This is a genomic window from Streptomyces sp. VTCC 41912 (assembly GCF_045799175.1).
Lineage (GTDB): Bacteria > Actinomycetota > Actinomycetes > Streptomycetales > Streptomycetaceae > Streptomyces > Streptomyces albulus_C.
The window spans coordinates 62,019-74,371 of record NZ_JBJMAB010000014.1 but is presented as its reverse complement, the minus strand read 5'-3'; the positions used below and the strand labels follow the sequence as shown (position 1 = coordinate 74,371).

General features: G+C 73.4%; 10 protein-coding genes. 4 read left to right on the top strand and 6 right to left on the bottom strand.

The features are described from left to right. Positions 1 to 43 precede the first annotated feature (43 nt). From ACJ6WD_RS20995 to fahA, 3 genes are all read right to left on the bottom strand, one after another. On the bottom strand, positions 44 to 532 hold the full coding sequence (locus ACJ6WD_RS20995; RefSeq protein ID WP_233661105.1) for a hypothetical protein: 489 nt from the start codon (positions 530 to 532) through the stop codon (positions 44 to 46). A 77-nt stretch (positions 533 to 609) separates the two neighbouring features. Next, a complete protein-coding gene (locus ACJ6WD_RS20990) occupies positions 610 to 1,257 on the bottom strand; it encodes a GPP34 family phosphoprotein (protein ID WP_331249375.1) in 648 nt (215 codons plus the stop codon). Continuing rightward, the gene (gene fahA / locus ACJ6WD_RS20985) at positions 1,254 to 2,483 is read right to left on the bottom strand and encodes a fumarylacetoacetase (protein WP_376445387.1); all 1,230 of its coding nucleotides are present in this window, start codon (positions 2,481 to 2,483) and stop codon (positions 1,254 to 1,256) included. Before fahA ends, ACJ6WD_RS20990 begins: the two co-directional genes overlap by 4 nt. A gap of 703 nt (positions 2,484 to 3,186) precedes the next feature. On the opposite strand from fahA, the gene ACJ6WD_RS20980 reads away from it, so the two are divergent. The 4 genes from ACJ6WD_RS20980 (at position 3,187) to ACJ6WD_RS20965 (ending at position 7,794) form a co-directional block, all read left to right on the top strand. Then, positions 3,187 to 4,200, top strand: coding sequence for a polyprenyl synthetase family protein (locus tag ACJ6WD_RS20980; protein ID WP_233661102.1), 1,014 nt, complete (start codon positions 3,187 to 3,189; stop codon positions 4,198 to 4,200). Positions 4,201 to 4,505: 305 nt separating this feature from the next. After that, on the top strand, positions 4,506 to 5,765 hold the full coding sequence (locus ACJ6WD_RS20975) for a LolA family protein (protein ID WP_407616315.1): 1,260 nt from the start codon (positions 4,506 to 4,508) through the stop codon (positions 5,763 to 5,765). A 129-nt stretch (positions 5,766 to 5,894) separates the two neighbouring features. Beyond that, entirely contained in the window at positions 5,895 to 6,917 is a 1,023-nt protein-coding gene (locus ACJ6WD_RS20970; protein ID WP_233661100.1) for an ABC transporter ATP-binding protein, read from the top strand. After that, the gene (locus ACJ6WD_RS20965; protein WP_233661099.1) at positions 6,904 to 7,794 is read left to right on the top strand and encodes an ABC transporter permease; all 891 of its coding nucleotides are present in this window, start codon (positions 6,904 to 6,906) and stop codon (positions 7,792 to 7,794) included. The genes ACJ6WD_RS20970 and ACJ6WD_RS20965 overlap by 14 nt, the downstream gene beginning before the upstream one ends. Here ACJ6WD_RS20965 and rarD read toward each other — a convergent pair. The 3 genes from rarD to ACJ6WD_RS20950 form a co-directional block, all read right to left on the bottom strand. Continuing rightward, positions 7,784 to 8,824, bottom strand: coding sequence for an EamA family transporter RarD (gene rarD / locus ACJ6WD_RS20960; RefSeq protein ID WP_233661098.1), 1,041 nt, complete (start codon positions 8,822 to 8,824; stop codon positions 7,784 to 7,786). The genes ACJ6WD_RS20965 and rarD overlap by 11 nt on opposite strands. Before the next feature lie 242 nt (positions 8,825 to 9,066). Then, positions 9,067 to 10,161 carry a 2-oxoacid:ferredoxin oxidoreductase subunit beta gene (locus tag ACJ6WD_RS20955; protein WP_016573325.1) on the bottom strand — a complete coding sequence of 365 codons (1,095 nt, stop codon included), beginning with the start codon at positions 10,159 to 10,161 and terminating at the stop codon, positions 9,067 to 9,069. Beyond that, on the bottom strand, positions 10,154 to 12,106 hold the full coding sequence (locus tag ACJ6WD_RS20950; protein ID WP_233661097.1) for a 2-oxoacid:acceptor oxidoreductase subunit alpha: 1,953 nt from the start codon (positions 12,104 to 12,106) through the stop codon (positions 10,154 to 10,156). Before ACJ6WD_RS20950 ends, ACJ6WD_RS20955 begins: the two co-directional genes overlap by 8 nt. Positions 12,107 to 12,353: the final 247 nt, after the last annotated feature.

The following is a 12,353-nucleotide window of genomic DNA, read 5'->3' as shown; positions in this document are numbered from 1 at the left end:
CAAGGGGGTGCCGGGCGGCGGCCGTTGCGGTGCGGGGCCGCGGTCAGCTCTTGGGCAGGTCCGGCAGCTTGGGCAGGTCCGGGACCTTGACGCTGCCGTCCTCGGTCTTGGTGTACGTGTCGGTCGGCCCGTTCTTCCAGTTGACGGTCAGGGTCTTGCCGTCGGCACCGGTCTTGAGGGTGCCCATGGTGCGGGTGGTGTCGCCGTCGGTGCACTTGAGGACGGCCATGGTCATCCCGGCCATCTTCTCGACCTTGCCCATGCAGGCGGACTGGTGCCCGTTGCTGAACGCGACGGTGCCCTTGGCGACCACCAGGACCAGCGGGCTGGCGGCGGTGCCGCCCTTCCAGGCGCCCTCGACGGCGCTGGGGTCCGCCGCCTTCTCGTCGCCGCCGCCCGCACCCGACGGTGCGGTCGGTGGCGTCTTGCTCGGGGTGCTGGCGTCCTTGCCGCTGTCGCCGCTGCTTCCGCAACCGCTGAGCAGCAGCGCGGCGATGGCGGCCGCCCCGGCGAACTGCGCTGCCTTGCGCACGTACGTCTCCTCCGTTGTGGGACAGGGAGACGTGAGGCTAGCAGCGGCCCGGGGCGGCCGGTGGGCGAGCGACGCGGTCAGGTCGCGGCCGCGGACTTCGCCTCCCGCACGGCGCGTTCGACCGCGTGCGCCGTCCACTCGGTGCGGGCCAGTCGCCGCACCGTGCGCCGCGCGGCGCGGTGGCCGTTGCCGGGCAGCAGTGTGCGGTCCAGGTCGCAGGCGGCGGCCAGGGCGGCGAGCGTCCGGGCGCGGGGGTCCGGCAGGCCGGCGTCCAGCGCCGCGGCGAACCGTGCCCGGGCGGGCCCGGCCAGGTCCACCGACCCGGCCGGGAACCGCTCGTAGGGGAAGAGGCCCAGCGCCCGCCGGGCCTGCCGGCGCAGCGCGCCGCGGTCCGTCAACTGCCGCACGCACAGCTCGTGGACCGTGCCGCCGGACCGGCGCACCCAGGACCGGGCCCGGACGCCCCGGTGGTCCTTCTCCGGGCCGGGCAGTGCGGCGAGCGCCCCGTCCAGCACCGGGTGGCCGAGCGGCAGCGGCCGGGCCACCACGACCCGGCCGTCCCGTTCGACGATCCGCCCGGCCGCCTCCAGGTCCGCGAGGGCCGCCCCGGCCAGCCCGAACCGCAGGAACTGGCCGGTGACCAGGGGCCGACCGCGCGCCGGGTCGAGGCCGAGCAGCAACAGCTCCTCGGGGAGGGTGAGGTCGGGGGCCGGGCGGGCGGTCATGCGGGGGCGCCCGCGGGGTGTTCCACGGCGGGCAGCACCCGGCCGGTGACCTCGCCGAGGCCGATCCGGACGCCGTCCGGGCCGGGCGCCCAGGCGGTGAGGGTGACCTCGTCGCCGTCCTGGAGGTAGGGGCCCTTGCCCCGGGTGAGCTCCAGCAGGCAGCCGAGCTGGTCGGGTTCGGGGCCGGAGACGGTGCCGGAGGCGTAGAGGTCGCCGGTGCGCAGCGAGGCGCCGTTGACGGTCAGGTGGGCGAGCTGCTGGGCGGCCGTCCAGTACATCGCGGCGAACGGCGGGCGGGAGAGCACCTCGCCGTTGAGCCGCACCTCGATGCGCAGGTCCAGGCCGCCCGGCTCGGCGGCGGTGTCGTCCAGGTACGGCAGCGGCGGCACGTCCCGGGCGGGCGGTGCCGTACGGGCCGCGTCGAAGGCGTCGAGCGGGGTGATCCAGGCGGAGACGGAGGTGGCGAAGGACTTGCCGAGGAACGGGCCGAGCGGCACGTACTCCCACGCCTGGATGTCGCGTGCGGACCAGTCGTTGACCAGGCAGACGCCGAAGACGTGCTCGCGGAAGGCGTCCAGGCCGACCGGCGCGTGCAGGGTGGAGGGCGTGCCGACGACGAAGCCGACCTCGGCCTCGATGTCCAGGCGGGTGGACGGGCCGAAGACCGGTGCCGCGTCGGCCGGCGCCTTGCGCTGGCCGTGCGGCCGCACCACCGGGGTGCCGGAGACCACGACGGTGCCGGCCCGGCCGTGGTAACCGATCGGCAGGTGCTTCCAGTTCGGCGGCAGCGCGGCGTCGTCGGGGCGGAAGATCCGGCCGACGTTGGTGGCGTGGTGCTCGCTGGAGTAGAAGTCGACGTAGTCGGCGACGTCGAAGGGCAGGTGGAGGGTGACGTCGTCCAACGGGCGCAGCAGCGGGGCCACCGTGGTGCGGTGCGCCGGGTCGGTGAGGGCGGTGCGGACGGCCGCGTGGACCTCCTGCCACACCGGGCGGCCGGCGGCCAACAGCGGGTTGAGGGTGCCGGCGGTGAGCAGGGCGGCGTGCGCGGCGGGGACGACGTCGGGCAGGGCGTCGGGCAGGGCGCCCAGGTCCAGGACGTGCCGGCCGTAGCGGACGCCGAGCCGGCGCAGGCCGGGTGCTTCGGTGGTGCTGAAGACGCCGTAGGGGAGGGTGTGCGGGCCGAAGGGGTCGCCTTCGGTCAGGTCGAACGGGCTCTGCTCGGGCATGGACAGTGCTCCTCGCGCTCGTCGTCGCCGGTGGGCGGCCGGCCGGTGGGGTGCCCCCTGCTCGCACCGCGTGGAGAGCCTGGGGAAGGGTGCCCCGTGGACCGGTGGGTCCGTCGATCAGGGTACGACCGGTGGCGATCACCGGGGCGGTCCTCGGCCGGGAAGGAGCGGTAGCGGGCCGGGAAGCGGCGGGCGGGGCGGTGGGTTGGGACGCGACGGGTCGCCGGAGTAGGGAAAAACCTTGCCACAGTGCCCAATTCGGGCATGGTGCGCCCTGTGGGGCATTCGGGGTGGGCGGGTGTGGGGGAGGTGCGCGCGGTGACGGGTGGGGCGTCCGGGGGCGATGGCCGGAATCGGTCACCGCGTCGCCCGCCGGCGAAATCGCCGGCTCCTGGAGAGAGTGAACAATGCGGTGTGCTCGGCGGGCCGCGATCGCTCCCGGTAGTGCCGGTTTCGTCCGGTCGCCACTGTGATGCAAGGGACTTCTGAGTCGCCTGAAACCCCTGCTGCCCCATCTCTCCCACGGAAACACCGAACCGGGCGACGATCGGAAACCTACCCCTGGGACGGCTTCTGTGCTGGGCGAGTGGTTCGGGGGGCGGGCGCTCGCGGTGATCCAACCGTGACCGGATACGCTGGCCAATGGTGGAGACAGCGACAGATCGACATTCAGTTTGATCGTCAGCAGACAGGAGTACCCCTCGTGACCGTCGTCGGGCCCATTGGGCTGAGCGTGCGGGACCAGGCTCTCGAAGCCGATGTCCAGGCCGGATTGGCGGCTGTCGAGGAGGGCCTGCTGGAGGCCACCAAGAGCGACGTGCCGTTCATCACCGAGGCCGCGCAGCACCTGGTGCGCGCCGGCGGCAAGCGGTTCCGGCCGCTGCTGGCGATGCTGGCCGCCCAGTTCGGCGACCCGTACAGCCCCGGCGTGGTCCCCGCGGCCGTCGTCGTCGAGCTCACGCACCTGGCGACGCTCTACCACGACGACGTGATGGACGAGGCCGAGGTGCGCCGCGGCGTGGCCAGCGCCAACGCCCGCTGGGGCAACTCCGTCGCGGTGCTGACCGGCGACTTCCTCTTCTCCCGCGCGTCGCACATCCTCGCCGACCTCGGCCCCGACGCGGTCCGGATCCAGGCCGAGGCGTTCGAGCGCCTGGTGACCGGCCAGATCCTGGAGACCGCGGGACCGCGCGACGGCCGCGACCCGATCGAGCACTACCTGGACGTCATCGCCGGCAAGACCGGCTCGCTGATCGCGGTCGCCGGCCGGTTCGGCGCGATGATGTCCGGCGCCGACGAGACGACCGTCAACATCCTCACCCAGTACGGCGAGCGGCTGGGCACCGCCTTCCAGTTGGCCGACGACGTCCTGGACATCGCCAGCGACTCGCACGAGTCCGGCAAGACGCCCGGCACCGACCTGCGCGAAGGCATCCCGACGCTGCCCGTGCTGCGGCTGCGGGCGCTCGCCGAGAGCAGCGCGGGCACCGCCGAGGACCGCGCGCTGTGCGAGCTGCTGGCCGGCGACCTCACCGACGACGCCCGGCACGCCGAGGCGCTGGCCGGACTGCGCGCCCACCCGGCCCTGGAGCAGGCCCGCCGGGACACCGTGCGCTACGCCGAGCAGGCCCGCGCGATGCTGGTGCCGCTGCCGGAGTGCACGGCGAAGGCCGCCCTGGAAGGGCTCTGCGACACCGTCGTGCACCGGGCGGGCTGACCTCCGCGGCGGGTGCCCGCACCGCGTCGCGCGCCCCGGGCCCACCGGCCCGTCCCCGGCGTTCCCCGGGCCGTCCCCTACGGCATTCCGCCATGGGCGGTGCGACCCGCGGCGTACGGGCGCGGCCGGACGGCGGCCGGGCGTCATCCCACAGCAGTACGCGGAGTTGGCCCTGCGGGTTGACGCCAGCATCGGCAGCTTTTGGTGAGATGGAGACACCACGAAGCGGCGGGGCGGGTCATCATGGCCCGGCGGGTGGACGAGTGGACGACCCTGCACCGCCGCACACCACGGAGGTAGGCCAGATGCCACGGAACGAACCGACCGAGGTCACCGGGGAATGGGACGGGGGACGCTCCACGAAGCGTCGCAAGGCGGTGCGGTACGCCGTACCGGTCGCGGTGGCGGGGGTGGCGGCCGCGACGATCGGGCTGGTCCCGGCGTTCGCCGGCTCCGGTTCGCCGGACCTCCCGAAGATCTCCGCCCAGGACCTGATAGCGAAGATCGCCAAGTCCGATGTCCAGCAGCTGTCCGGCACGGTCCAGGTCACCACGGACCTCGGCCTGCCCAGCCTGCCGGGCGGCGCGGGCGTCGGCGGCTTCGGCGGCGGCCAGGGCGGCGAGAAGGGCGCGGGCGGCGCGGCGTCGCCGCAGAGCAAGCTGACCGAGCTCGCGTCCGGTACGCACACCCTGCGGGTCGCCGTCGACGGCCCCGAGAAGCAGCGGGTGTCGATCGTCGGCGGCTCCGCCGACTACACCCTCATCCACAACGGCACGGACGTCTGGGCGTACGACAGCGGCAGCAACAGCGCCGTGCACCACACCGCTCCCCGGGACGCCCACCGCGGCCCGCAGCGCGGTGCGCCCGAGGGCCTTCCCGAGGGCCTGCAGGGCGCCACCCCGCAGGAGCTCGCCCAGCAGGCGCTGAAGGCGGCCGGGGACACCACCTCGGTGACGGTCGGCGACACCGCCAAGGTCGCCGGGCGGGACGCCTACCAGCTCGTCATCAAGCCCAAGCAGGCCGCCTCCACGGTCGGCTCGATCCGGGTCGCGGTGGACGCCGCCAACGGCGTCCCGCTGAAGTTCACCCTCACCCCGAAGAGCGGTGGCCCGGCCGCGATCGACGTCGGCTACACCCGCGTCGACTTCGCCCGCCCGGCGGCGGACAGCTTCTCCTTCACCCCGCCCAAGGGCGCCAAGGTCGTGAGCGGCGACCAGGCCGCCCGCCAGCACGGCAAGGACCTCAAGGACCTCAAGGGCGCCAAGGGCGCCACGGAACACAAGGGCCCGAAGGACTTCGGCGGGTTCGACGTCCTCGGCAAGGGCTGGACGTCCATCGCCACCCTCAAGGGCGCCGGCGGCCCGGCCGGCAAGGACCAGCTCGCCAAGGGCGACGCCGGGAAGTTCCTGGACAGCCTGGGCACCAAGGTGACCGGCGGCTTCGGCTCCGGGCACGTCTTCAGCACCCGGCTGGTCAACGCACTGGTGACCGACGACGGCACGGTCTACGTCGGCGCCGTCGACAAGCAGGCACTGATCGCCGCGGCCGACGCCGCGAAGAAGTAACGGTCCACGGCCGGCGACCGGGCCGCGCCGCACCTCCGGTTCGGAGGGCGCGGCGCGGCCCGTAGGCGGTCCACCGCGCGCCCGGCCGACGGCCCGAGGGCCGCCGCACACGAGGAGTTGGGGGAGAACGTGCCACCACCAGCCGCCGCGGACGACGGGCGCGCGGCACCGCACGACGCACACCGGGTGATCGAGACCCGGGGACTGACCAAGACCTACCGCGGCGCGCGCCCCGCCGTCGACGGGCTGGACCTCGCCGTGCCGCGCGGCAGCGTCTTCGGCTTCCTCGGGCCCAACGGCTCCGGCAAGACCACCACCATCCGGATGCTGATGGGGCTGATCGAGCCGACCGCCGGCACCGCCCGGGTGCTCGGCCGGCCGATGCCCGGCGCGGTCCGCGAGGTGCTCCCCAAGGTGGGGGCCCTCATCGAGGGGCCGGCGCTCTACGGCTTCCTCAGCGGGCGGGACAACCTGCGGCGGTTCGACGCCGCCGATCCGGCCGCCGACCCCCGCACCCGCACCGCGCGGGTGGGCCGGGCGCTGGAGCGGGTCGGCCTGGCCGCCGCGGCCGGCAAGAAGGCGCGCGCCTACTCCCTCGGCATGAAGCAGCGGCTGGGGCTGGCCGCCGCCCTGCTCCAGCCCCGCGAACTGCTGGTGCTGGACGAGCCGACCAACGGCCTGGACCCGCAGGGCATGCGGGAGATCCGTGCCCTGGTGCGGGAGTTGGCGGCGGACGGCACCACCGTCTTCCTCTCCTCGCACCTCCTCGACGAGATCGAGCAGGTCTGCACGCACGCCGCGGTGATGGCCCGGGGCCGGCTGGTCACCCAGGGCCCGGTCGCCGGACTCACCGCCGCCGTCCTGGGCCCGGGCGGCGGCCAGGTCCGGCTGACGGTGACCACCCCCGATCCGGCCGACGCGGTCCGGGTCCTGAAGGAGCACGGCCTGAGGGGCCTGCGGGCCGACGGCGACCGGGTCGGCGGCGAGCTGCCCGCGGCGGTCCCGGACGGCGCGCCCCCGCCGGACCCGGCGGAGCTGAACGCCGCACTGGTCCGCGCCGGGGTCCGGGTCCGGGCCTTCGGCACCGAACGGCCGTCCCTGGAGGACGTCTTCGTCCGGCTCACCGGGGAGGGATTCGATGTCGCGGGTTGAGAGTCAGGCGCCGCCGGCCGGGACGGCGCCGCCGGCGGCGCGCCGCCGGCCGTCGTGGTCGGCGGACCTGCTGCGCAGCGAGCTCGGCACCACCTTCCGGCGCTGGCGCACCCTGGTGCTGCTGGCGGTCCTGGCGGCCGTGCCGGTGCTGGTCGGCGTCGCGGTCCGGATCCAGGCCGGGCGGTCCGGGGGCGGCGACGGGCGGGGGCCGGCGTTCCTCACGGCGGTCGCCGGCAACGGCCTCTTCCTGGTGTTCACCGCCCTCGCGGTGACGTTGCCGGTGTTCCTGCCGATGGCGGTCGGGGTGATCGCCGGGGACGCCGTCGCCGGCGAGGCGCACACCGGGACGTTGCGCTACCTCCTCGTCGCGCCCGCCGGCCGCGGCCGGCTGCTGCTCGCCAAGTTGGGCACGGTCGTGGCGTTCTGCCTGGCCGGCACGCTCGTCGTGGCGCTGTCCGCGCTGGCCACCGGTGCGCTGCTGTTCCCGCTGGGGGACGTGACGCTGCTGTCGGGGACGTCCATCTCCCTCGGTGAGGGGCTGTTGCGGGCGCTGGCCATCGCCGGGGTGGTGGCGCTTTCCCTCCTCGGGGTGGCGGCCCTCGGGCTGTTCGTGTCCACGCTCACCGACAGCGGCGTCGCCGCCATGGCCACGACCGTCGGCCTGGTGCTCACCGCCCAGATCCTGGACGGGATACCGCAGCTCCAGGCCATCCAGCCGTACCTCTTCCCGCACTACTGGCTGTCCTTCGCCGACCTGCTCCGCGACCCGGTCTACTGGGACGGGATCCAGCGGGACCTGGGCCTCCAGGCGCTCTACGCGGCGGTGTTCGGCTCGGCCGCCTGGGCGCGGTTCACCACCCGCGACGTCACGGCGTGACGGTGTCGGGCGCGGCCTCCGGACCGGCCGTCCGGGCGTCCGGGGCCGGGCCGGGGCGTTCCGCCGGCGTCGGCCGCGCGGCCCGGTCCGCCTCGGCGGCGACGGCCTCGCCCGCCCGTGCCCCGGCGGTCGCCAGCGCGGTGCGCCCCCGCCGGGCGGTCCGCAGCGCGTCCCAGGTCAGCAGTGCCAGCGCGGCCCACACCAGCGCGAAGCCGGCCCAGCGCTCCGGCGGCATCCGCTCGCCGAAGACCGTCAGCCCCAGCAGGAACTGGAAGGTGGGGGCCAGGTACTGGAGCATGCCGACCGTGGTCAGCGGCAGCCGCACCGCGCAGGCGCCGAAGCAGATCAGCGGCACCGCGGTGGCGATGCCGCACGCGGCGAGCAGCAGGGCCTGCCCGGTTCCGCCGGTGACGAAGACGGATTCCCCGCGGACCCCGAGGAAGACCAGGTAGCCCAGCGCCGGCAGCGCCTGGAGCGCGGTCTCGGCGCTGAAGCCCTCGATGCCGTCGAGCTTGATGCTCTTCTTCACCAGCCCGTACGTCGCGAACGACAGGGCCAGCCCGAGTGCGATCCACGGCATCCGGCCGTAGGCGACGGTCATCACCACGACGGCCAGTGCGCCGACGCCCACCGCGGTCCACTGCAGCGGCCGCAGCCGTTCGCGCAGCACCAGTACCCCGAAGGCGATGCTGACCAGCGGGTTGATGAAGTACCCGAGCGAAGCTTCGAGCACGTGCCCGGCGTTGACCGCCCAGATGTAGAGGAACCAGTTCAGCGAGATCACACACGCGCAGACCAGGACCAGCCCGATGCGCTTGGGCTGCCGCAGCAGCGGGCGTATCCAGGACCAGCGGCGCAGCACCGCCAGGATGATCACCGCGACCGGCAGCGACCACAGCATGCGGTGGGCCAGGATCTCGGCCGGTGCGGCGGCGTCCAACAGGTGCCAGTACAGCGGCAGCAGGCCCCACATCGTGTACGCGGCGAGGCCGTACGCGAGGCCGGCGCGTTGGTCGGTTCGAGGCGGCAAGGGGCCCTCCAGGTCGCGCGGAGTCGATCCTGTGCAAGGTAGCGCCGTCCGCCCTTCCTGTCATGCCCGTTCCGTTAGACGGTCATGACAGGGGTGTGAAGGGTCGGGAGCGCGGGCCCCGGGGGCGGGGCGGGCGCGCCCTCGGCCGGGTCCGGAAAAGCCGAGCGGGTGCCCGCGGGGAGCGGCGGTGCGCTCCCCGCGGACACCCGCGGGAGTTCGGCCGGAACCCGGCCCGGGACCTGCTAGCCGACGACCGTCCAGGTGTCGTTGCCGGCGAGGAGGGTCGCCAGGTCGCCCTTGCCCTTCTGCTCGACGGCGCTGTCCAACTGCTCGGACATCAGCGTGTCGTAGACCGGCCGGTCGACGTCGCGCAGCACACCGATGGGGGTGTGGTGCAGGGTGTCGGGGTCGGCGAGCCGGGACAGGGCGAACGCCGTGGTGGGGGAGGGGTTGTGCGCGTCGTGCACCAGGACCGCGCCGGCGCCCTGCTCCCGGACGTCGATGACCTTGAGGTCGCCGGTGGCGGGGTCGCGGACGACGCCCTTGGAGCCGAAGCCGTCGGGGGCCAGGGCGCCGAACCGGATCGGCTGCCCGTGCTCCAGCCGGATCACCGCTTCCTGGGCCTGCTCCTTGTCCTTGAGGGCTTCGAAGGCGCCGTCGTTGAAGATGTTGCAGTTCTGGTAGATCTCCACCAGCGCCGTGCCCGGGTGGGCGGCGGCCGCGCGCAGCACCGAGGTGAGGTGCTTGCGGTCGGAGTCGACGGTGCGGGCCACGAAGGACGCCTCGGCGCCGAGCGCCAGCGAGACCGGGTTGAACGGTGCGTCCAGCGAGCCCATCGGCGTCGACTTGGTGATCTTGCCGACCTCGGAGGTGGGGCTGTACTGGCCCTTGGTCAGCCCGTAGATCCGGTTGTTGAACAGCAGGATCTTGAGGTTGACGTTGCGCCGCAGGGCGTGGATGAGGTGGTTGCCGCCGATGGACAGCGCGTCGCCGTCACCGGTGACCACCCAGACCGACAGGTCGCGGCGCGAGGAGGCCAGGCCGGTGGCGATGGCCGGTGCGCGGCCGTGGATGGAGTGCATCCCGTAGGTGTTCATGTAGTACGGGAAGCGGGAGGAGCAGCCGATGCCGGAGACGAAGACGACGTTCTCCTTGGCCAGGCCGAGCTCCGGCATGAAGCCCTGGACGGCGGCGAGGACCGCGTAGTCACCGCAACCGGGGCACCAGCGCACTTCCTGGTCCGACTTGAAGTCCTTCATGGACTGCTTCGCCGTGGCCTTGGGCACCAGGGAGAGCGCCTCGATCTGGGAGGGCTTCTCCGAGACCGTGTCAGTCATTGATGGCCTCCTTAAGGACCTCCGCGAGTTGCTCCGCCTTGAACGGCATCCCGCTGACCTGGGTGTGCGAGCGCGCGTCGACGAGGTACCTGGCGCGCAGCAGGGTGGCGAGCTGACCGAGGTTCATCTCCGGCACGACGACCTCGTCGTAACGCGCCAGGACCTCGCCCAGGTTCCCCGGGAAGGGGTTGAGGTGGCGCAGGTGCGCCTGGGCGACGCGCTGCCCGGCGCCCCGGACCCGGCGGACCGCCGCGGTGATCGGCCCGTAGGTCGACCCCCAGCCCAGGACGAGGGTGCGCGCGCCGGCGCCGGACTCGTCCGCCGGGTCGTCGACCTCCAGGTCGGGGACCTCGATGCCGTCCACCTTGGCCTGGCGGGTGCGGACCATGAAGTCGTGGTTGGCCGGGTCGTAGGAGATGTTGCCCGTGCCGTCCTGCTTCTCGATGCCGCCGATGCGGTGCTCCAGGCCGGGCGTGCCGGGGACGGCCCACGGGCGGGCCAGGCTCTCCGGGTCGCGCTTGTACGGCCAGAACACCTCGGTGCCGTCCGCCAGCTGGTGGTTGGGGCCGGTGGCGAACTGCACGCGCAGGTCGGGGAGTTGGTCGACCTCGGGGATCCGCCAGGGCTCCGAGCCGTTGGCGAGGTAGCCGTCGGAGAGCAGGAAGACCGGGGTGCGGTAGGTGAGCGCGATCCGGGCCGCGTCCAGCGCCGCGTCGAAGCAGTCGGCCGGTGTCTTCGGCGCCACGATCGGCACCGGTGCCTCGCCGTTGCGGCCGTACATCGCCTGGAGCAGGTCGGCCTGCTCGGTCTTGGTGGGCAGGCCGGTCGAGGGGCCGCCGCGCTGGATGTCGACGATCAGCAGCGGGAGTTCGAGGCTGACCGCGAGGCCGATGGTCTCCGACTTCAGGGCCACGCCCGGGCCGGAGGTGGTGGTGACCGCCAGCGACCCGCCGAACGCCGCGCCCAGCGCCGCGCCGATGCCGGCGATCTCGTCCTCCGCCTGGAACGTCCGCACGCCGAAGTTCTTGTGCCGGGACAGCTCGTGCAGGATGTCGGAGGCCGGGGTGATCGGGTACGACCCCAGGTACAGCGGCAGGTCGGCCTGGCGCGCGGCGGCGATCAGGCCGTAGGACAGCGCGAGGTTGCCGGAGATGTTGCGGTAGGTGCCGGTGGGGAAGGCGGTGGTGGCCGGCGCGACCTCGTAGGAGGTGGCGAAGTCCTCGGTGGTCTCGCCGAAGTTCCAGCCGGCCCGGAAGGCGGTGACGTTCGCCTCGGCGATGTCCGGCTTCTTGGCGAACTTCGCCCGCAGGAACTTCTCGGTGCCCTCGGTCGGCCGGTGGTACATCCACGACAGCAGGCCCAGCGCGAACATGTTCTTGCTGCGCTCGGCCTCCTTCCGGGAGAGCCCGAACTCCTTGAGCGCCTCGATGGTCAGCGTCGTCAGCGGCACCGGGTGGACGTGGTACGCCGACAGCGAGCCGTCCTCCAGCGGGTTGGTCTCGTAGCCGACCTTCGCCATCGGGCGCTTGGTGAACTCGTCGGTGTTGACGATGATCTCCGCGCCGCGCGGCACGTCGCCGATGTTGGCCTTCAGCGCGGCCGGGTTCATCGCCACCAGGACGTTCGGCGCGTCGCCGGGGGTGAGGATGTCGTGGTCGGCGAAGTGCAGTTGGAAGCTGGAGACGCCCGGGAGCGTTCCGGCAGGGGCCCGGATCTCGGCGGGGAAGTTGGGCAGCGTCGACAGGTCGTTGCCGAACGACGCCGTCTCGGAGGTGAAACGGTCACCGGTGAGCTGCATACCGTCACCGGAGTCGCCGGCGAACCGGATGATCACCCGGTCCAGGCGCCGGACTTCCTTGCCCGGGCCGCCGTCACCGGACGTGCGCTGTTCCCCGACTAGCGCTCCGTCGGCCTGCTCGGCTGTGCTACTGACCTGGCTGGTCACTGCTTCGGACCTCCCTCAAGGGGTGCGGCATCCCCGCCGGACGCAGGGCGTAGGACGTGTCGTACCGACCGGTTGTCCCATAACCATCGTACTTGGGTAAGGGTGCCCTTCCCTGGGTCGGCCACATCGTGGACGCCGAGATGAGACACCGTTCTGTCCTGGTTCGTCATCGAATCACTGTCCCCGTCCCCCCTGTCTCCATGCCGCACCGGTCTCGTCCATTGGTGCTAGGGCCATGGTTCTACGA

Coding starts and splice junctions, on each gene's coding strand:
- ACJ6WD_RS20955 (WP_016573325.1), bottom strand. CDS start 10,161: ATGACTGACACGGTCTCGGAGAAGCCCTCCCAGATCGAGGCGCTCTCC.
- ACJ6WD_RS20990 (WP_331249375.1), bottom strand. CDS start 1,257: ATGACCGCCCGCCCGGCCCCCGACCTCACCCTCCCCGAGGAGCTGTTG.
- fahA (WP_376445387.1), bottom strand. CDS start 2,483: ATGCCCGAGCAGAGCCCGTTCGACCTGACCGAAGGCGACCCCTTCGGC.
- ACJ6WD_RS20975 (WP_407616315.1), top strand. CDS start 4,506: ATGCCACGGAACGAACCGACCGAGGTCACCGGGGAATGGGACGGGGGA.
- ACJ6WD_RS20965 (WP_233661099.1), top strand. CDS start 6,904: ATGTCGCGGGTTGAGAGTCAGGCGCCGCCGGCCGGGACGGCGCCGCCG.